Source organism: Chlamydiota bacterium, from assembly GCA_012729785.1.
Classification (GTDB): Bacteria; Auribacterota; Tritonobacteria; order UBA1439; family UBA1439; genus UBA1439.
The window spans coordinates 90922-111290 of sequence record JAAYCL010000044.1 but is presented as its reverse complement, the minus strand read 5'-3'; the positions used below and the strand labels follow the sequence as shown (position 1 = coordinate 111290).

At 63.1% G+C, this 20369-nt stretch carries 16 protein-coding genes; 7 read left to right on the top strand and 9 right to left on the bottom strand.

Features of this window, described 5'->3' with window-relative positions:
• Window positions 1-43: 43 nt before the first annotated feature.
• Window positions 44-517, bottom strand: coding sequence for a GNAT family N-acetyltransferase (locus tag GXY35_11500; GenBank protein NLW95202.1), 474 nt, complete (start codon window positions 515-517; stop codon window positions 44-46).
• A 296-nt stretch (window positions 518-813) separates the two neighbouring features.
• On the opposite strand from GXY35_11500, the gene GXY35_11495 reads away from it, so the two are divergent.
• The 3 genes from GXY35_11495 to GXY35_11485 all read left to right on the top strand — a co-directional run bounded on the left by GXY35_11495 (window position 814) and on the right by GXY35_11485 (window position 6465).
• Window positions 814-2478: a hypothetical protein gene (locus GXY35_11495; protein NLW95201.1), complete on the top strand. Its 1665-nt coding sequence runs from the start codon at window positions 814-816 to the stop codon at window positions 2476-2478.
• A 40-nt stretch (window positions 2479-2518) separates the two neighbouring features.
• On the top strand, window positions 2519-4546 hold the full coding sequence (locus GXY35_11490) for a hypothetical protein (GenBank protein NLW95200.1): 2028 nt from the start codon (window positions 2519-2521) through the stop codon (window positions 4544-4546).
• A gap of 278 nt (window positions 4547-4824) precedes the next feature.
• Window positions 4825-6465 carry a hypothetical protein gene (locus tag GXY35_11485; protein NLW95199.1) on the top strand — a complete coding sequence of 547 codons (1641 nt, stop codon included), beginning with the start codon at window positions 4825-4827 and terminating at the stop codon, window positions 6463-6465.
• Here GXY35_11485 and GXY35_11480 read toward each other — a convergent pair.
• A complete protein-coding gene (locus GXY35_11480) occupies window positions 6414-7940 on the bottom strand; it encodes a hypothetical protein (protein ID NLW95198.1) in 1527 nt (508 codons plus the stop codon). The two genes, GXY35_11485 and GXY35_11480, sit on opposite strands and share 52 nt — an antisense overlap.
• On the bottom strand, window positions 7931-9640 hold the full coding sequence (locus tag GXY35_11475; protein ID NLW95197.1) for a hypothetical protein: 1710 nt from the start codon (window positions 9638-9640) through the stop codon (window positions 7931-7933). Before GXY35_11475 ends, GXY35_11480 begins: the two co-directional genes overlap by 10 nt.
• Before the next feature lie 244 nt (window positions 9641-9884).
• Between GXY35_11475 and GXY35_11470 the strand changes: the two genes are divergently transcribed.
• From GXY35_11470 to GXY35_11455, 4 genes are read left to right on the top strand one after another with little or no spacing between them, the layout of a single operon-like run.
• Window positions 9885-11411, top strand: coding sequence for a B12-binding domain-containing radical SAM protein (locus GXY35_11470; GenBank protein NLW95196.1), 1527 nt, complete (start codon window positions 9885-9887; stop codon window positions 11409-11411).
• On the top strand, window positions 11395-12117 hold the full coding sequence (locus GXY35_11465) for a class I SAM-dependent methyltransferase (protein ID NLW95195.1): 723 nt from the start codon (window positions 11395-11397) through the stop codon (window positions 12115-12117). Before GXY35_11470 ends, GXY35_11465 begins: the two co-directional genes overlap by 17 nt.
• A gap of 1 nt (window position 12118) precedes the next feature.
• Window positions 12119-12841, top strand: coding sequence for a polysaccharide deacetylase family protein (locus GXY35_11460; GenBank protein NLW95194.1), 723 nt, complete (start codon window positions 12119-12121; stop codon window positions 12839-12841).
• Between the two features lie 7 nt (window positions 12842-12848).
• Window positions 12849-13553 carry a glycosyltransferase family 2 protein gene (locus tag GXY35_11455; protein NLW95193.1) on the top strand — a complete coding sequence of 235 codons (705 nt, stop codon included), beginning with the start codon at window positions 12849-12851 and terminating at the stop codon, window positions 13551-13553.
• Here the strand turns inward: GXY35_11455 and GXY35_11450 are convergent.
• The 6 genes from GXY35_11450 to GXY35_11425 all read right to left on the bottom strand — a co-directional run bounded on the left by GXY35_11450 (window position 13460) and on the right by GXY35_11425 (window position 20347).
• The gene (locus GXY35_11450) at window positions 13460-13891 is read right to left on the bottom strand and encodes a hypothetical protein (GenBank protein NLW95192.1); all 432 of its coding nucleotides are present in this window, start codon (window positions 13889-13891) and stop codon (window positions 13460-13462) included. The genes GXY35_11455 and GXY35_11450 overlap by 94 nt on opposite strands.
• Window positions 13892-14073: 182 nt before the next feature.
• A complete protein-coding gene (locus tag GXY35_11445; GenBank protein ID NLW95191.1) occupies window positions 14074-14829 on the bottom strand; it encodes a polyprenol monophosphomannose synthase in 756 nt (251 codons plus the stop codon).
• A 4-nt stretch (window positions 14830-14833) separates the two neighbouring features.
• Window positions 14834-16114, bottom strand: coding sequence for an NAD(P)-binding protein (locus GXY35_11440; GenBank protein ID NLW95190.1), 1281 nt, complete (start codon window positions 16112-16114; stop codon window positions 14834-14836).
• Entirely contained in the window at window positions 16111-17535 is a 1425-nt protein-coding gene (locus GXY35_11435; protein ID NLW95189.1) for a B12-binding domain-containing radical SAM protein, read from the bottom strand. Before GXY35_11435 ends, GXY35_11440 begins: the two co-directional genes overlap by 4 nt.
• Window positions 17532-18977, bottom strand: a complete 1446-nt coding sequence (locus tag GXY35_11430) for a B12-binding domain-containing radical SAM protein (GenBank protein NLW95188.1) — start codon at window positions 18975-18977, stop codon at window positions 17532-17534. The genes GXY35_11435 and GXY35_11430 overlap by 4 nt, the downstream gene beginning before the upstream one ends.
• Window positions 18974-20347, bottom strand: coding sequence for a radical SAM protein (locus GXY35_11425; protein NLW95187.1), 1374 nt, complete (start codon window positions 20345-20347; stop codon window positions 18974-18976). Before GXY35_11425 ends, GXY35_11430 begins: the two co-directional genes overlap by 4 nt.
• Window positions 20348-20369 lie beyond the last annotated feature (22 nt).

Below are 20369 nucleotides of genomic sequence, written 5' to 3'. Positions count from 1 at the left end.
TCCGCGCGGTGGCGAAGGAGGACCGGAGCGGGAGCGGGGCGCGTCATCGCCCGCCCCCGGCGCGCAGTTCGTAGCGCACCGCCCCCGGGGAGCCGCCGGCGGCCTCCACGAACCCGCATTTCGAAAAGAGCCGGCGGGACGCCGTGTTCTCCCGCATGATGCCGGCGTGGAGCAGCTCGAGGCCGAGGGAGCGGCCCCGGCCGATCATCTCCCGGAGCATGATCCCGCCCATCCCCCTACGCCGGAAAGGGGCGGCGACGATGATCCGTCCAATCTCCGCGCTTTTCTTCGACCGGTCGATGCCGTAGAGCGAGCAGGTGCCGACCGTCATCCCCCCCCCCTCGACCATATAGACCTCGTCTCGGTCGGGGTCGAGGGAAGCGATCCACCGCCGCACCTCTTCCTCGGTGAAGCGCCGCTTCGAGAAAAACCAGTTCCAGGTGTCGTCCGCGTTCCTCAGCGCGGCGAAGGAACGGGCGTCTTTGCCGGTGATGCGTCGGAAGGCGAGTGTGGTCACTGTCCGGGCTCCTTGCGCCCCCCTCTCCCCGCGCCGGCTTCCCCCGCAACGCGGCGCGCGGTAATCCGGGGGACGCGCATCTTCCGGCGGGATGCAGCGTCAAGGGTACCTATCCGGCATTCATTTGTCAACAAGACCGATGACACAAGACCGATGCCGCGGCGGCGAGAACTGCTATTTAGGAGTGGGGGGGAAAGTGCTTGTCGGGCGATGGATGGTGAAATATACTCCAATCATACTACGCAGCGAACTGAATCATCCGCCGCCCGCTTCAACGGCTATAAGGCCTTGGTTGTTTGAAAATGCGCATAAAATACCCGGTAGTGCTGCGGCGCATAGGGGCGGGGCGCCGCCTGAATGCGTTGCGCTCCTTCATCTCCGGGAATCGATATGCGATCCTCTCCCTCCTGATCATCCTTTTGATGCTCTCCCACCTCTCAAACAAAAGGTGGGAAGGTGATTTCTGGGTACATGTCGCCTGCGTACGGGAACTTGCGGCCAATCCCCTTTCCCCGCACAATCCGATACTCTTGGCCAATGAACCATGTGATTTCTATACCCCCTACACGCTGTTCATCGCCCTTTGTTCCCGGGCGACAAAAACGGACGCGATTACATGCCTGGCGGTAGCGGGTGTTATCAACCTTCTTCTGCTGCTCATCTCCCTGAGACTGTTTGTTTCGTCATACATCACCAAAGACGTGGAGAAGACCGCCTTCTACACCCTGCTGTTCATGCTGTTCCTGTGGGGGGCACCCCCATGGTTTTGGAGCGGTTTTTTCCACATGGACGCGCTTGGATACGTCCTGCCGTATCCCTCGACATTCACCGCGGCGCTCATCTTCTTTTCCTTCGCGCTATATATCCATGTCTTGAAGGGCGCGCACCTGGCATGGTTGTCGCTCTATTTCTTGATCTGCCCGATGTTACTCCTGACTCACCCGACGACGGCCATAGTGTTCTATGCAGGGCTTGGCGCGTTCACCATCGGATTCAAGAAATGGCATGACGTAACAATACTGTCGGTGCTTGCGGGCGCGTTTGCATTCTCCATACTCGTCGCCCTCATCTATCCGTATTTCTCTTGTATCGATCTATTCCTCGCGAAGGCCGGATCCTTTCATGAGGATAACTATGATCTATACATGAACATACTACCGCGGACATTGCCTTTGCTGATCGGTGCAATCCCTCTCGTGGGCCGGATGAGGAGGGACCGTTTTGATCCTCTTGTGCTTTTCTTTCTCTTTCTCGTCTGCATCTATGTCTACGGTGCCCTCTCCGGCTCGTACACCTACGGGAGGGTCGTCTTCTACATCGTCCTGCTCCTCCAGATGGCCCTCGCCGCGTGGGTGGCCGGCGCGGAGACACGGAGGGACTGGAGGGGGCTCCTGTTGCTCGTCGCGTACCTGTATCTCGCGGCGCCGCTGCTGCCGACGCGCGCTTTCTCCTCGATGGCCCAGTACAGACCGGGCCGCGACAGCAACTACTCCAACCTGTTGTTTCTCTCGCGTTATACACGGCAGTACGACGTGATCCTGTCGGATATCAGGACAAGCTTCTACGTCCCGGCTTTCGGGGGCAAGGTGGTCGCCTACGACAATCCGTCCCTGCATGGGCTCGGCAAACTGGAGAGAGGGCGCGCCGTCAGTTTTTTCCTCGGAGACGAGGCCTCCGACAACGACCGGGTGGACATCATACGGAAGTATCACGTGACCCACCTCCTGATTAACATGGAGCGGCGGGAGGCCGGCCGCACTCTCGCCGCCGTAGCGCCGTTCGGCGAACTCGCGTACCGTAGCCCGGCCTATTCCCTCATCAGGGTCGACGAGGGGAGGCCGGTCTTCGTGAACCGAGACAGGGTTTCCCTCTTCCGCCGTTTTGCGAACGCGCTCTCTGCCTGCTATAAGGCACTGGTGCGCAGGCCCTGCGCGCGTATTGCACGGGCCGTCTCGGGTTGAGGGCTGCAGCCCCGCCTTGCCTCCCCGAGGGAGGATCGTCATGGACCATGCCCGAAGCCCCTACAGGCTCAGCGAGGTGCTCTACTACTGCACCTCCGCGCTCGCCGCGCTTCTTGCGCTCGCCGCGCCCGGCGCAGCGCTGCGCTGGCTTGGCCTTTCCGCGCTGGTGATCGGCCAGGCGGCGTGCGGCGTGCGCCGGCGGTACCGCGGGCAGCCGGCCGTGTACCTGATCGCGACGTACGTGCTGTGCCGCGTCGCGGAGTCGCTCAACATACCCGTGGTGGGGAAACACCCCCTGCTGGGGAGGGTGTACCTCCCGGCCATCTGCGCCCTCTCCCTCATCGTCGCGCGGCGCGGTTTCTCCCTGGATTACCTCCGGCAGGGGAGTAAGACGCGGCGGGTGAGGGCGGCGTGCGTTTTCGTCCTCCTCCTGCTGTACCTCACGGCCTCGACGAGCAGCTCCCTCTTCCTTCCCGGCTGGAGGGTGCTCGTCGGCGCGAAATCCCTCCTCTCCGTCGCGCTGACGGCGGTCTGGTTCATCCCATGGGCAGGGTCGGCGTTCGCGCTGTTCGACGCCCTGGGGCGGCTCGTCCGCGGGGGGGCGACCTCCCGCCGGCGTCGGGACTTCCTCCTCCTCTTCGCCATCGGGCTGGCCGCGGGGCTGGCCTATCTTGCCATGTACAGGCCCGGCCTGATGTCGCCGGACTCATCCGTCCAGTGGAAACAGGCGACGGGCAGGATGCCGCTTTCAGATTGGCACCCGTACCTGCATACCCTCATCATCCGGTTGCTCAGCAGGGCATACCCCTCCCCCGTGGTGCTCCCCCTTCTGCAGATCGCGCTCTCGGCGCTCGTCTATGCGTCGTGGGGAACATTCCTGCTCCAGAGGGGTGCGCGCAGGACATACCTGTATGGTCTGCTCATCCTATTCTCAGTCGCGCCATTCCACGCCATCCTCAACATCACGCTGTGGAAGGATGTGCTGTACACCCTGGCATTGACGTTCCTGACACTACAGTTCGCAAGGATCGCGGTGGGGAGAGAGAATTACTTCGCCCGCCCAAGCAATGCCGTCGCGTTCGCCGTTTCCACCGCCCTTGTCTGGAGCATGCGGCACAACGGCTTCATCGTGGGGATCTGCGCGCTGTCCACGGTCGGCGCCTGCCTTGCCCTGTGCCTGAAATCCTCCCCGCGCCGGGGCGGAAGGGGAGCCTTCGCCATGGCCGCCATCATCACCCTTGTCCTCGCGGCGGAACTAGCCGTCCTCAAGGTGATACCCAAAGCGCTCGGCGTGATCCCCAATCAGCGGGCCGCTGGATATACCACCTTCCTGTCTCCTCTCGGCGCTCTGGCGAAGGACGGCGTCTATTCCACTCGTCCGCTTGATCGGACGGATACCGGGACGCTGGCGCTGATGGAAAGCGTTATGCCCATCGAGACATGGATACAGCAGTACCAGAAATACACCGTGTTCAAGTATCTGGTCGACAACGACCTTCTTTTCGTCACCAACGCGAGCAGGCTGCGCCCGGCGGACGTGCTTGCGGTGTACGGCAGGAATCTGCTGAAGTATCCCGCCTATGTCGTGGGCGACAGATTGAATAAAACGAGCATTCTATGGAGCATAACCGACACCGATTTCCAGATAGACAGCATAGTCTACAGCTACGTCAAGGACATGAGGGAATACGGCGTCCCGGCGTACACATGCGTGCCGGGGCGGCGCCTTTTCGAATTCCTGGAGAAGTACAACGAGCTGTTCTTCAGGCTGGGGATCTACTCCATGGTGCTGGTCCTGCTGTTCGGCTACATCGCGATCAAGGGGGAACGCGGATTGATGCTCGTGTATATCCCCCTGGCTGCGAACACGCTGTCCCTGCTGCTGTCGATGCCCTCGCCGGAATACCGGTTCGGCTACTACCTGTTCGAGTTGGCCCCCTTCATGCTGACCTTCGTGCTGGTTGAGATGCACCACGGCTCGCCGGCGAACCTCGCCCCTCGGGCGCCGGCGGGGTGTTCCGATAACATTCCGCCGCCCACAGCGAGAAGATTCACGAAATGTATATGAACCCGATGTGCCTTCGGGCGCTAGGGTACATCAACCAGAAGCGGCCCAGCGGGCCGATGGAGGAGCAGAGGTAGATCGCCGGGGGGATCCGTCTCCCCCCCACAGCGCCGCACTCGGCATGGAGCGACGCCCGACACACTAGCGCAGATGGGTGTGCTGTACTACACTACGGGGTGTGCGGTCATCGAATTGCCCGCTGCTCGACATTCCCGGGGGATACGGAAAACGCGATCGCGCGTTCTTCCGCAGCGGCCTCAACCGCAACGGCGGGGCACCCGTTGAACCATCGGCTTGAATGTATCTCCAGGAACCGGTACGCGATCCTGTCGGCGGCGGTCGCGCTCCTCATGTTCTCCCACATCTCGAACTGGGTGTGGAAGGGCGACTTCTGGGAACACGCGGCCTGCGTGCGCGAACTCGCCAGTCGGCCCTTTTCCCCGCGCCATTCGATGTATCTGGCGGACACCCCGCACATGTTATACTCGCCCTACCTGCTCTCCGTCGCCATCGTCTCCCGGGTCGCCGGTCTCGGTCTGATCGAGGGTCTGACCGCGGCGGGCATCATGAACCTGATCCTGCTCCTCGTCTCCCTGAGGATCTTCATAGGATCGTGCGTCGAGGAGGAGGCGGAGAAGACCTCTTTCTACACCCTCCTCTTCATGCTGTTCCTGTGGGGCCCCCCCCCGTGGTTCTTCAGCGGATTCTTGCACATGAACGTGCTCGGGTACGTCCTTCCTTACCCGTCGACCTTCTCGGCCGCGCTCACGTTCCTCTCGTTCGCGATATACCTTCGAATCCTGCGGGGTGCGCGCCTGACATGGTTCATCCCGCTGTATCTCACCATCCCGACCGTGGTGCTGACCCACCCGACCACCGCGCTGGTCCTGTTCGCGGGGCTTTGGGCGTTCACCATCGGCGCAGGGAAATGCCGCGACGTGAGGCTGATGGCAATGCTTGCGGGAGCCCTCGCCGCCACACTCCTTGCCGCACTCGCCTACCCATACTACTCATGCATCGACATCTTCATAGTGAAGGCCACGTCCTTCCACGAGGACAACTACGACCTGTACGAGAAGGTGGCGCAGCGGACGCTGCCCGCGCTGATCGGGCTGTTCCCCCTCTTCGGCCGCCTGAGGAGGGACCGGCGCGACCCCCTCGTCATCTTGTTCGCGTTCCTCGTCTGCATCTATGTCTACGGTGTCCTCTCCGGCTCGTACATTTACGGGAGGGTCATTTTCTACATCGTCTTGCTTCTCCAGATGGCGCTCGCGACATCGGTTGCGCGGGCGGAAACGCACAAGAAGGCCAGCGTCGCCATCCTTCTCCTCGCGTACCTGTATCTCACGTCCCCCATGCTTCCGATGCAGGGCCTGCGCTTCGTCCTGCAGTATATGCCGGGGCGCGGCAGCAACTATTCCGATCTGCTGTTTCTCTCCACATGCGTGGAACAAGATGACGTGGTTTTGTCGGACATCGAGACAAGCCTCATGGTCCCGGCATTGGGAGGCAAGGTCGTCGCCTACGACAAGCCCGTGCCCTTGATGGACAACCGCGCGAGAATAAAGGACGCCGTCCTCTTCTTTGACGCCGCGACTGGCGAGGAGGAGCGGATGAGGATTCTCCGGAAATACAGCGTCGACTATATTCTGGTGGACAGGAGAAGGGACAGCGGCACAGATCGCGCGCTTGGCCCTTTCCTCTCATTCGGCAACATCGTGTACCAAAGCCCGCGCTATGTCCTTGTGAAAGTTTCCGAAGACCCCCGCCGCGTTGGCGGCCCTGACACGAAGAATCAGCGCTATGAATTCAAGCATCTTCGTCCCCGCAGCCGGCGTACAAGGAGATCTGCCGGTCTGCGCTCGGTGCGCTATGGTCGTGCGGGTGGCCCCCCTTCGGTGGGCGGTGATGTAAGCCCATAGATGTACATCCGCTCGTCCTCCGCGATGTGCTCCTCGAAGGATGCGATCAATTCATACCTTCCGGCGAAGTTCTCGTCGCCGTCCGTTTTCTCGCTCAGGATGAGCACCGCCGCGCGGTAGTGTCCGCCTTGCATCCCCCTGTCGACCCTGCGCACGACATCCTCGATCCGCAGGGCCGCCTGGTTGCGCATGAACTCCTTCGTATGCGCGGTATAGCTGCCGAACCGTTCGCACTCGACCTGGAAGATCCGCGAATAGGGCTTCGGCAGGTACAGCGCCACCGCCTGGGCCTTGGTCGAGGGGAACGCCGCGATGAAAACGTCGTCCCCAAGGTATCCGTGCTCCTCGAGATACCCGGCCACCCGTCTGGCGGGAGAGAAATCGTGACGCAGCTCATAGTAGACCGCCTGGGCGGATCCGGCGAGCTGCAGGGACAGCAGTAGCGTCACGAGGCACGCCCGCACAGTCCCGGGGAGGGATCTGGGTGCGTGCGACGGAGATTCCCGGCCACTCTCCAGCGCCCACAGGGAAAAGATCCATGCCATGTAGATGAGGCCGATATGCCTTCGGGCGCCAGGATACTTCAGCCAGAAGAGGCCCAGCAGGCCGATGGAGGAGCAGAGGTAGATCGCCAGGGGGATCCGTCTCCCCCACAGCGCCGCCACTGACGCGGCGGCCAGCGGGACGGCGACGAAGACGCACGCGGGGTACCGCACGAGCACGGAGCCCCAGAAGTTGACGCCGGGGCCCGAGACCGGCAGGAACGCGAGCTGGATCGCATACAGCAGTTCGCGGATCTTCAGATGCGACAGCTCCCAATGCCAGCCCACCCACTGGTCGGCGCGCGCTTCGCGGGATATGGTCTGGCACATCGCCAGGGTTAACCCCAGCGCCATGATGAGGAGAGAGATCCTGACGGCCCTTGCACGGCGGAGTTCCCCTGACGCCATCGCCTCGAAAAGGTACGCCCCGGCCAGCACCGCGGCGAGGATGATGCCGTGCACGTTGGTGTTGGCCAGGAGCAGGATCGGGACGGAATAGGCGATCGGCCTCTTGAAACGATCCTTGTAGAACGCCGCGGCCGCCAGGATGCACAGGACGGAGAGGCCGTACGTCCTCGTGATCGCGCCGTATTCGTACAGCACGTAGTAGCCGAATATGAACAGTACCCTCTGATACAGGGGGAAGGGCGCGCACCGGATGAAGACGACGGCGGCGCACAGGATGACGAGAACGTTGGCGAACTGCCCCGCCCGGAACGGGAGCCCGGACTTGGCAAGCGGGTAGGCCAGATAGAACCAGAGCCCCGGGGTCCCCTCACGACCCATCTGTTGAACGACGGAGAAGAAGCTCGGGCTGTCCCGCGCGATGAGCCAGCCCTGCGCCTCGTCCCTCCATGCCTCATGATTGAAGAGCATGAGCAGGGAGAGCAGGGCGAAAATCGCTATATATGCATATTCCGCCTTCAGGCGCATGGTGGATATATCCCCGGGGGCGGCGCCTTCGGGCCCGGAGGCTGATACCAGATCCCCCATGCGCCCGCATCGCAGTCGAGCCTCATCGGGACGAGCCCAGGGAAATGGCGCATGAGGAATTCAAGATCGGTGCTCGAGTTCTCCTTCATCCGTATGAACATCGGCCTTCTCCCGGTCTTCCGACACATGTCGCGGACCCTCTGCACGGTTTCCATGGAATCCACGGGCCACACCCAGACGTTACACTGGTCCTTCCTGCCGTAGAGCGCCTTGATGCTGTAGGTCCCCCAATCCACATGGCAGAAGACGTACCCGCGTGTGTGCGAATCCAGCGCTTCTCCCAGGCATTCATAATTCGTGACAGTCCCGGGGCGCACCCACTCACGGCGGTCCATGCCGAAGAGCCCGCAGTACTGCCAGAGGTTCAACGCGAGGAAGAGCACGAGGAGCGCGGAGACTATCCTGTCGCCGCGCAGTTCCGAGAAGACGGAAAAGAGGGCCAGCACCAGGAACGGATATGCCATAATCAGATGGTGGAATGCGACCGCGACAGGGGACGAAATGAGCACGCCCAGAACCAGAGTGAATGCCAGCGCATTGACGGCGACAAAGCGGACATCCCTCTTGAGAATGCGCAGCCTCACTGCCCCGTATGCCAGCAGCGTGATGATAACACCGCACAGCATGACGCCGCTAGGCGTTACCGTGTGAGTCACGTCGCAGATCATGCTGGCGCCCTTCAAGGGATTTAAAAATAGCCTCAACAGATCTGCGCAATGCTGCGTGATTCTGTAGGTGTAGTTGCCGTCCGCAAGGGCGGTTTGCGTGATCCGCCAGGCGATTTGGTAATAGTGCCCCCCCGGCACCCTGTCCGTTGCATTCAGCAGGGTGCCGGTCAGCACACCAGCCGTGACGACCAGGATGCCGCAGTGACGGAGAAACCGCCCGCGAACCCCGGGAATGGCCATGCGCGGCCTTTGCTCGATGGCGTAGCAGAGGATGAAAAGGGCGATGACCGGCACGTAGAAGATGAAAGAGAGCTTGATCCATATCCCCGCGAAGACGAGCCCCCCGATTGCCGGAGGGTAGACAAGGCCGAGAGCGGCCTCATCGCCCACTGCCTTCAGCCACTTCCCGATCATGTATACGATGAGATAGATGAGGGTGAGCGGGAATACGGTGGGCCCATAATCCGTGAAATGCAGCAGGGAATAGGGCATGGAAACGAGGAGAATCAGAAAACACTTGAGCACATCGTAACGAACGATCCTGCAGATCAGCAGTGCCTGGAGTGCGAGAGCGATGAGCCCGAGGAATCTCAATGAGTGTGGCGAAGGCCACGCGAGGAAGAACGGGAAATACAAGAGCGACGGCAGGCTCCCGATATACGCGAACGCACGCAGCGGCAGATAGGTGTCCATGAACGGAATCGAATTCCATATCCTGACAAGAAGATCCGGGGACGAGGACGGCATCAGGGACTTGAAATTCGGGAATAAGGCCAGGTCATAATAGCGCGTCAATGGATCCAGCTTGTTCAGCGGGTAATACCACCAGGCGAGGTTGCTGTAGGGAAGGTAGGTATCGATGTTGTGGGGGAGAGGGGAACAGAGATGCACCACGAGGAGCGATATCCCAAGGATTGCCGTGGCCTCGCCGAGCGCCTTGAGGAGCGGCCGACGCCGGGGGGTGGTCTTCATCGGGGAACCCTGCTGCGTCGGCTGCTTTGGGTGAGTGTTCGCGCTGCATGCAGATCGCATCGGATACTCCACGGTGCCGCCGGCCCCCCTCGTTATGCAGCCGATGAGATACGCACGCGTGCGGCGCATCTCTCCCGCGCGGCACACGATGATATACCAACGACCGCCGAATAGGGAGCCTTAAATGGCCGCCCCCTTCCAGGGGCGGCAACGGGCCAAAGGAAGTGCTTCCGTATTCGCCGAGATGTGCTACTATCTTCGCGTGCGCACCTTCGGCGCCCCGCACCACGCAATGAAGACCCTCTTCCTCCTGAAAGAGACCATGGTGTACGAGCGGATGGGGTTGATGTACCTCATCGGCGCTCTGAAGAAGCGCGGCAAGGCGGTCGATCTCCTCATCACCGGCGCGCTCACGCGCGACGAGATCCTCAGGAAGGTGGATGCCATCGCCCCGGAGATCGTCGCGGTCAGCGCGATGACGGGAGAACACAACTACTACCTCTCCCTCCTCGACACCCTGAAGAGGCACCGCACCTTCTTCTCCCTGATCGGGGGCCCCCACCCCACCTTCTCCCCCGAGGTCGTGCTGAACGAATGCCTGGACGCGGGGTGCATCGGCGAAGGGGAGGAGGCGATGCTGGACCTCGTCTCGGCCGTCGAGCAGGGGAAGCCCGTCGACGCCATTCCGAACCTCTGCGTGCGTCGTGACGGGGAGTATCGGTGCACCCCCCCCCGCCCGCTGGTGGAGAATCTCGACGAGATCCCCTTCCCGGACAGGGAGCTCATCTACTCGAGGGACAGGCTCCTGGAGAGGGACAGGATCAAGACGTTCTTCACCATACGGGGCTGCCCGTACCAGTGCGCGTACTGCTTCAACAAGGCGTTCAACGAGATGTACCGGGGCAAGGGCGGCGGGGTCAGGACCCGCTCCGTGGACAACTTCATCGCGGAGGTGAACGAGGTCAGGCACCGGTACCCCACGGAACTCCTCAGCATCTACGACGACAACTTCCTCCTCCACAGCGTCGAGTGGCTCGAGGAGTTCGCCGACAAGCTGCCGCGGCAGGTCGGGCTGCCGTTCATCGTGAACTTCATCCCGAACCTGGTCACGGACGAGAAGATCCGCCTGCTGAAGAAGGCGGGCGTCTCGTATATCGAGATGGCGCTCGAGACGGCCGACGACGACGTCAACAGGGAGATACTGAAGCGGGTGCCCACGCGAAAGGAGATCACGGAGGCCGCGCGCATCCTTCACGCGCACAAGATCAAGTTCCAGGTGGACTGCCTCATCGGGCTCCCCGTCAAGGACCCCCTCGAGAACGCCTTCCGCACGATGGACTTCGAGATCACGTTGAGGCCGACCTTCGCCCTCGCCAACATTCTCTACCCGTACCCGAAGACGCCCATTCACGACTACGTCGTCGCCCACGGCTATTACAGGCCGCAGGATGCCGGATCGAGAGAGAAGTTTTTCACCAGGAACTACTCGGTCCTTGATTTCGGGGATCCGAAGGTCACCATGCAGATTGCGAAGCTCCACAAGCTGTGGGGGATCACCGTCAGCCACCCGTTCATCCTCCGCAGGCTGACCAGGCTCCTGATCCGCCTCCCCCTCCTGAAGCTCTACACCTATATGTTCTGGGCCTGGCACGGGCTCTCGTACAGGTTCCGCCTCGCGACGACCTCTTCTTCCTACCGCGACCTGCCGCAGTACATCAAGCGGATATTCTCATATCTCCCGGGGATTGAAAAAGATGCGGAAGAATGCTGATCTCGGCGGCGTGGCGGAAGAGTGGGAGCGGCTGTGGAAGCTGTCGAAAGACAAGTGGTTCCGCCACCCCCGCTACCAGGAGACGATCGCCCGTATCCTGAAGGACCGGTTGGCCGGGAGGATCGTCCTTGACATCGGCTGCGGCACCGGCGACTACCTGTCGAGGCTCAAGGGATCGTGCACGCCCGTCGGACTCGACATATCGGCCGGGGCGTTGAGGCTCGCCTGCGGGCATCGGGTGGTCGCCTCGGCGGAATGCCTGCCTTTCCAAACCGGTTCCCTGGGGGGCATCTTCAGCATCGGGACGTTCCACTGCCTCCCCCACCCCGGAGAGATGTTGAAGGAGGCGCACAGGGTCCTCGCCGCGGATGGGCTCCTCATCCTCATCGTGCCCAGCGCAACATCGCTGCCCGCCCTCATCAAGCGGTTCCTCGACCCGCTCTTCCGGTTCGTCTTCAGGATGCTCGAGAATGACCGGATGCCCGATATCCACAGGACCTACTCGCTCAGGGCGCTGAAGGAGATGGTGACCCGGAGCGGATACGCCGTCCTGGAGCACCACCGCGTCCACATAGGCTATGCCTTCAGGAGCCCCCTGATACGGCTCCCCCTGACGGCGATCGAGAAGCTCCGCCTGCGCCGGATGGCCGAGGAGATCGTCGTCGTATGCGCGCGGACGGCCTGCGCGCCTCGCACTCGAGACTGACGTGAGCACTCTTCGCGAGAAATGGCATGCCGGCCTGAATGTCTGGCGAACCTCGGGCGGCCTGTCCGCTCCGAGCGCCCTGCTCCGATTCTACAGGTGCGCGACGAGATGCGACGCGGCGACGACACGCGCCTACCTGGAGGGACTCGTTCGAAACGGCCTGCGGATAACGGTCTTTGCGACGGGATCGTTCATCGAGAAGAACACCGGCTGGGCGCTGAGGATGCAGGGGCTCGGCTGCGAGATCGGCCTCCACGGATACCATCACCTCTCGCCAAACCGGATGACGCCCGCGCGGTTTGAGACCGACCTGCAACGCTGCATCGCCGCCTTCCGGCGCGCCGGCATCTCGTTCAGCGGCTACCGCGCGCCGAACCTCGCCATGGCCCCCGGCTGCTACCCCGTTTTGAGGCGCCTGGGGATCGCCTACTCCTCGTCGCTGCTCTGCTCCGCCGCCCGGCTGGACCCGATGGAGCGGTGCATCGCCTTTATGGACGTCCCCCTGATCCTGCACGAGCCCGGCCCTGAAGAAATCGCAGACGCCCTCCGCCCCCACCTTCTCCCCGGGAGGGTCCTCTGCGTGCATCCGTACGGTTTCCTCGGGACGCGTTACGGGCCCGTCACCCGGGAGCTTATCCTTGACTGCGGGCTCAGGACGGTTACAATAGCCGAACAACTGCGCGGCGCCGAGGGGCTGGCCCTCTCGGTCGATTTCGGCGCGTAAGGAACCGATGAAACTCAGCATCATCATCCCCTGCTACAACGAGAAAAGCACGATCCTCGATATCGCGCGGAAGGTCCTCGCGGTGCAGATCCCCGCCGAGAAGGAACTCATCGTCGTGGACGACTGCTCGACCGACGGCTCCGGGGATCTCGCCCGCGATGCGCTGCAGGGGAAGGCGACGATCGTCCGCCACGAGCGCAACAGCGGAAAGGGGGCGGCGATACGGACCGGCCTCGCGCACGCGACCGGCGACTACGTCATCATCCAGGACGCCGATCTGGAGCTCGACCCCGACGACTATCGTTTTTTGCTGGAGCCCGTGCGGGAGGGGGTCTCGGACGTCGTCTTCGGGACCCGGATGATCAACTACGACTACCACCACGCCGTCCAGGGATCGTCGGCCGACAGGGCGGTGTTCCTCGCGGGGCTCGCCCTCAATTTCTTGGTCAACGTCCTCTTCACCGCCACCGTCACGGACGTCATGATCGGCTACAAACTCATCAGAACGGACATCTTCCGGTCACTCGACATCAAATCCGACGGCTTCGGCATCGAGGTGGAAATCGCGGCCAAGCTCCTCAAGCGCGGGCACCGCATCCATGAGGTCCCCGTCAGGTACTACCCGCGGCGCTTCGACCAGGGAAAGAAGATAAGTTGGCGGGACGTGCCGAGGATCTTCTGCGCGCTCCTGAAGTACCGGCTGCGCGGGTAGTGTGCGGTCCCGGGGGCCGCGCCGTATCCCCCGTGCGAGTATCTCCTCCACCTTCTCACGGGCCGGCACCAGATCTCCCACGCGCCGGCATCGCAGTCGAGTTGCATCGGCACGAGCCCCCAGAAGTTCCTCTTCAAAAACGCGAGGTCGGTGCCTGACCGCTCCTTCATCCGTATGAACATCGGCGTTCTGCCTGTCTGCCGGCAGATGTCGCACACCCTCCGCACGACCTCGTCGGAATCCATCGGCCACGCCGCCACGTTGCACTGGTCCCGGTTCCCGTAGAGCGCCTTGATGTACTCCACGCCCCAATCGACATGGACATGAAGTGCTCCCACGCGAGGTTGGTGTAGGGAACATATGAATCGGCGTTCATGGGCACATGCAAGAAGAGGAACACCACGAGGAGAGCTATCCCGAGGATTGCCGCGACCTCGCCGAGCGTCTTCAGCAAGCGTTTCGGCGCGGGACGCGCGCCACGAAAAGCCTTTTCGCGCGAAGAGGACGGCGTCTTCATCTCTCAGAGCCGCCCACGCGCACGCTTCAGGCGGAGCTGGATTACCTTCAAAAGCGCCTCGAAGAACGTCTTCTTGTCCATCTTGGACTTCCCGATGGCGCGCTCGTAGAAGATGATGGGAATCTCCCTGATCCGCATCCCCTTCGCGTGCATCCGGTAGAGAAGCTCGAACTGGAACGAAAAGGAGTTGGACTTCACCTCGCGGAGGTCGATCGCCTCGAGCGCACGGCGGGAGATGATCTTGTAGCCCCCGGTGCAGTCGGTGTACGGCATCCCCGACACGAAGCGCACGTACTTGTTGGCGAGGTAGCTCATCACGAGGCGCCAGAACGGCCAGTTGACCGAGCTCACCCCCTTCAGATAACGGGAGCCGATCACGAGGTCGTATCCCTCGATCGCCTCGATGAACGGGGCTATGTACTTGGGGTCGTGGGAGTTGTCGGCGTCCATCTCGATGACGTAGTCGTACCCGTTCCCGATGGCGTAGGCGAACCCGCGGACGTAGGCGGTGCCGAGGCCGAGTTTTCCGGGCCGGTGTATGACCGCGACGCGGGGATTCTCCCGGCTGTAGGCGTCCACGACCGCCCCCGTGCCGTCCGGGGAGTTGTCCTCGATGAGGAGGACGTCGAGGGCGGGCGGGATGGCGAGGAGCTGGTCAAGCAGGCCGACGATGTTCTCCCGCTCGTTGTAGACGGGGATGACGATCAGGATCCGTTTCCCCGGCGGCACATTCGACGGCGCAGGCGGGGGCCGTTCCATCCGCTCACCCCTTCTTCAGAACCGCCGCCGCCGTCTCGCAGCCGCTCAGCAGCGCCGTGTGCATCGTCCTGGTGCAGGGGTACCTGCGGTACACACCGGCGAAGAAGAGGCCGGGGTAGACGCTCTCGACGGGCGGGTTTTTGTACCCGAGGCCGTACCGGGGCGTGCTGTACGGTATCTTGAATATCCTCCGCCAAAGATAGTCGAATTTCGGGCAGACGGTGCGGATGTCCTCGAGGTAGATCGCCGCGAGTTCCTCCTCGGAGGTCCGGTAGAGGGGGGATTCCTCGTCGGCGTAGCTGAACAGGTAGTAGACATATTCCCCGTGCGCCCCCCCCTCCGGGAAGAGGGCGGTGTGGTTGAAGATGCCCCCGAAACGGAGGACCGGCTCCATGAAGACGTTCCAGTAGTGCGGCGAGATGAGGTGGCGCGAGCCGAAGCACATGCAGATGAGGGGGCGGTAGCGGATCGTGGAGAGTTCCGGATCCAGCCGCCCCGGCTCCTCGTGTATGCGCAGCAGTATCTCCGGCGGGACGGCGCTGACGATCCTCGGCGACTCCAGGCGGTGCCGCGTCCCGTTCGGGCCGACGGCCTCCACCGTCCCCCGCCCCACCCGGACCGCCTCGACCCCCCGCATGATGCGCCCGCCCTTCTTCTCGACGGCCGCGGCGATCCCGTCGATGAGCGCCTTCAGGTCCTTGGACGGGTAGCCGTAGCTGGACCTGTTCCGGGCGCTCTCGTGGAGGCGGTAGCCGAGCCAGCCGCTGCTCACCGCGGAGAGGGGCGTCCCGAACTCCATCTCGGCGAGCGGCTCGAAGATCGCCTTCCGCGCCCTCCCGCCGAGCATCCGCTCGATCCATTCGTCGCTCCTGACCGCGTCGAACGCGTGCCAGTTCTTCTTGAAATAGCAGACCACGCCGAAACGGACGAGGCGGAGCCGTTCCAGGGGGGTGAGCGGGGCGAAGCCGAGGATGTGCCACGGCTGCACGAGCGGGTACGCCTTCCCGTGGAACCAGAAGACGACCTTGATGCTCTTCCAGACCATCGATTCCCACAAACCGAACCTTTTCAGGAACCGGTGGGTGGCGGTGTCGATCCCCATGACGTGGTGGTAGGTGATCGGGATCCACTTCCCGTCCTGCCGGAACGATTTCGCCAGGCCGCCGAGCTCCGTGTCCGCCTCGAGAAGGACGACCCGCATCCCCCCCTCCGCCAGACGATCCGCGGCGGCGAGGCCGGCGGGCCCTCCCCCGAGCACGATCGCGTCGCACCGTTCAACCGTCATAGCGGTTCGACCTCCTGCGCGATACCGCGCGTCTTCAGGGCGATCGCGAGGGTCTTGCGCAGGCCCAGTTTCTTGTAGCGCGAGTAGTTCCTCACCAGGCAGATCTTGAAGATTCCGTTGAAGAGCGGGTTCGGGGGGAGTTTCACGAGGAGCCGCAGCAGGGGGATGAGGCGCGGGTGGCGGACCGCGAGGTAAAAGAGCTTCTGGATGTTCAGGATTTCCCCCTTCCTCTCCAGCCGCAAAGGATTGTCGCCGAGGTGGAGCGGCTCGAGCCGGTCGAAGTTGAACCCGTCGCCGAGGTAGCCGCGCGCCTTGGCGTAGTCGTACATCCCGGTCTTCGGGAGGGGCTGGTAGACGTAGGCGAACGGGTGGTCGACCCGGCAGTCGACGTTGAGGCGCACGGTCTCCCAGGCCCGCGCGGGGGTCTCGCCCGGCATGCAGAACATGCTGGTCGTCCTCAAAATGATCCCCCGCGCCTTCACCCACCGGGCCGCCGAGACGATCTGCTCGTTGCTGATCCCCTTCCCCCCTATTTCGTTCCGGACGAATTCGCTCCCGCTCTCGACGCCGAACGACATCCCGTAGCAGCCGGCCTCGCGCAACTCGCCCACGATCTCCTCGGTCAGGGTGTCCGCCCTGACGCCGCAGAAGAACGGGAGGCCGACCTCCCTGCGATAGAGAGGGAGGAACTCGCGCAGCCAGTCCCTGTTCCAGACGAAGACCTCGTCGTCGAAGGTGACCGTGTCGAAGCGCAGGATCTCCTTCTGCTCCCGTATCTCCGCGGCGAAGCTCCGCGGAGCCCGCATCCTGAGGTACCTCCCCTTCCCGCGGTAGAGCGACTGGAAATACGGGTCCGTGCAGAAGGTGCAGCGGAACGGGCACCCACGGCTCCCGATGAACGTCTTCGTCGTCTTCTCGCGGAGGAACCGGTACTTGTAGTACAGGGACCAGTCGGGCCGGGGGAGGCTCTCGAGATCCTCCCGCAGCGGCCTGGGTTCGTTCTTCACCACGGCGCCGCCGCGCTTGACCCAAAGGTTCCTGATTTCGGCGATCTCTCCGTTCCGCTCCAGGACCGCCGCGAGCTCGCAGAGGGCGTCCTCCCCCTCCCCGACGCAGACGGCGTCCACGCCCTCGTGCTCGACGATCTCGGGGCAGACGGTCGCGTGCGCTCCGCCGAAGACGGTCATCGCGCCGAGCTCCCGCCTGACCCGTCCGGCAAGGCGCGCCATCGCGAGGTGCTCGCCGGTGGTGCAGGAGAAACCCACGAGGCGGGGGGCGAAACGGGCGAGCTCCCCGAGGATGTTCTTCTCGAGCGAGGTGACGAACACCTCGCACTCGTGCCCCGCGGCCTTGAGCGCCGCGGCGAGGTACATGATGCCGTGGTATTCCTGGGGGAAGCTGTGGACGAAGGCAATCCTCATTTGTCGACGTTGTCGTAGCCGTAGATGTGGTAGTAGATCATCGTGTAGCCGAAGTGCAGGCCGTACCGCCACCCCCGCCGGAGGTAGACGAAGAGGTTCCTGAAGTACCGTAGCTTCTGGCGCAGGATCATCCTGAGCAGGCGTCTGCCGAAGGTGAGGAAGTAGGCGATTTTCTGGTACCGTTCCACCGTCCTGACCCTTAGCTTCTTCGATTCGACCACGGCGCCGAAGGTGATGTTGTCGGCCGCCTTCCACCGCGCATCGTCTATCCATCCGCCGTACTGGTAGATCTGCCGGCATCCCTCCTCGGTGAACGGCTTGTAGATGAAAAAGGCGGTCCGGTTCGCGTCGAGCTCCATGGCGAGCCGGATGGTGTCCCGCAGCGTCGCCGGGGTTTCGGCGGGGCCCCCGAGGATGTTGAACGCCGTGAAGCCGATGCCGTTCGCCTTGGCGATCCTGAAGATCTCCTTAATCTTCTCCCGGGAGATATGCTTGCCGTAGACCTCGTTGCGGATGAAGTCGTTCCCGGACTCGATCCCGACGCGCAGGAGGGCGCACCCCGACTTGCCCAGCAGCTCCAGCTTCTCCTCGTCGAGCTGGTCGATGCGGGCGAACATGCTGTACCGCAGTTTTCCCCAGGCGCTCGTCTGCATGTAGGACTCGCAGAACGGACGCAGCCACGCGATGCTGGCGGTGGGGATCTGGTCGAAGAGCTGGGCGAGCCGCATGTTCCGGTGCTTATATTTCTCCCACTGAAAGGCGATCTCCTGCGCGTAGCTGACCGGGTCCCGCACCCGGTAGTACTGCCCCTCCACCGCCTCCGAGATGCCGTGCGCGTCGCAGTAGGTGCACTTGAACGGGCAGCCGCGCGTGCCGATGATGTAGAGCATCCCCAGGAAGTAGAAGTAGAGGTCCAGATCCTCCCAGAGGTCCCAGTTGGGGATCGGGAGACTGTCGATCTCCTTGATGAAACACCCCCGGCCGGTCTTGACGATGGTTCCGTTGCGCTTCGTCCAGACGCCGGGGATCTGCGAGACGTCCCCGCCCCCCTCGAGGCGGTTTAGATAGTCGGCGAGGGTGAGCTCCCCGTCTCCGATGAAAAGGGCGTCCACGCCGGGAAGCGAGAGCGTCTCCTCGGGTTTGAGCGACGCGTGGTAGCCGCCGAGGATAACCGGGAGGTTGCGGTGCCGCGCGATGTGCGCGATGACCTCCTTCACGTACTGCATGTACATCGTGTTGGCGGAGATGCCGATCAGGTCCGGCGCATCCCGGTCGATGTCGGCCAGCAGCTTTTCTTTCCACACCCTCCGCCTGAACGTCAGGTCCGTAATCGTGGCGCGATGCGGCGTCCTCTCGTTCAGGTAGGTGGCCAGGCAGGTGATGGCGATGTCGAGCGCGCTGTAGTCGCCCCCGAGGGTTGCGTTGACGAACTTAACCTTCATCGGAAGAATCTCCTGACCTTGGTGACGAGCTTCGGGATGCCCCCGGGCGACACGAAATGCCGCAGGATGTACCCCCAGCGCCGGGGCCGCAGGTAGAAGCTGAAGAGGGCCTTCCGCTGGAATCTCTTCAGCGTCCGGGTGTCTATGTTCGGGTCCTCGAACGCCCTGCGTGAATAGTAGTTGAAATCCGTGTAGTTGTCGCTGATTTTGTAGCCGAGCTCCGTCACCATGTCGAACAGGTATGTCCCGGGGAGGGGGGTAGCGATGTTGAACGTCGCCTCGTCTATGTCGAGCGAGGAGGCGAATCGTATGGTCCTGCGGAGCTCCTCCCTTGTCTCCGTCGGGGCGCCGAGCATGAAAAAGCAGCCCGCCCTGATCCCCGCCCGCCTCGCCGCGGCGATGGTCGTCTTGATGTTCTCGAGGCGTATCCGCTTTTTGTAGACGTCGTCGAGTATCCGCTGGCTGCCCGACTCGGCGCCGATGTGGAGATACCGGACGCCCGCCTCGTGCATCTTCCGGAACGTCGCGTCATCGGTGATGTCGGCCCGCGTGTTGCACGCCCACAGGATATCGAGCCGGTCCGCGATGAGGCGGTCGCAGAGCTCCTCGAGCCAGCGCCGGTTCGCCGTCAGCGTGTCGTCGTGGAAGAAGATCCCCCTGATGCCGTGGTCTTGCTTCAGCCCCGCGATCTCCGCGACGATGTTCGACGGGCTCCGCATCCTCAGCCGGCTGCCGAACAGCTTCACCAGCGTGGGCTGGCAGTAGGTGCACCGGAAGGGGCAGCCCCGGGAGGCGACGACCGTCGTCCCCCTGATCTTCATCCCGAGGATGTCGAGGTAGTGCCAGGTCGCCGTGTACCTCTCCATATCGAACAGGCGCCGGTCCGGGAACTCCAAGGCGTCCAAATCCGCGACCGGCTCGCGGGGTGCGCTCGTGACGATCCGGCCTCCCTCCCGGTAGCAGATGCCCCGTACCCCCTTCAGATCGCGGGACGCCGAGGCCCGGACGACCTCGGCGAAGGTCCGCTCACCCTCGCCCAGCACCACGATGTCCGCATGATCCACGAGTGTCTCGGGGAGGACCGTCGCGTGCGGGCCCCCGGCCACCACGAACGCCCCCATCGCCCTCGCCCGCCTGGCAGCCTCGATCCCGCGTTCGTAGCTCATCGTGTCGAAGTAGATGCCCGCGAGGTCGGGGCGAGTCTCTTCGAGCCTGGCGTGAAATTCCTCCGCCGATTTGAGGAACGTCCCGTCCACGAGGGTCACCCGCGCCCCGAGGTCTGCGGGCAGGTTGGAGGCGAGGTACCCAAGCCCGAGGGGCGGGTCCCCCGACCTAGAATTCAACCGCGGGAAAACGAGCGCGATCTTCATCGGAATGGCTGTACGGGAACAC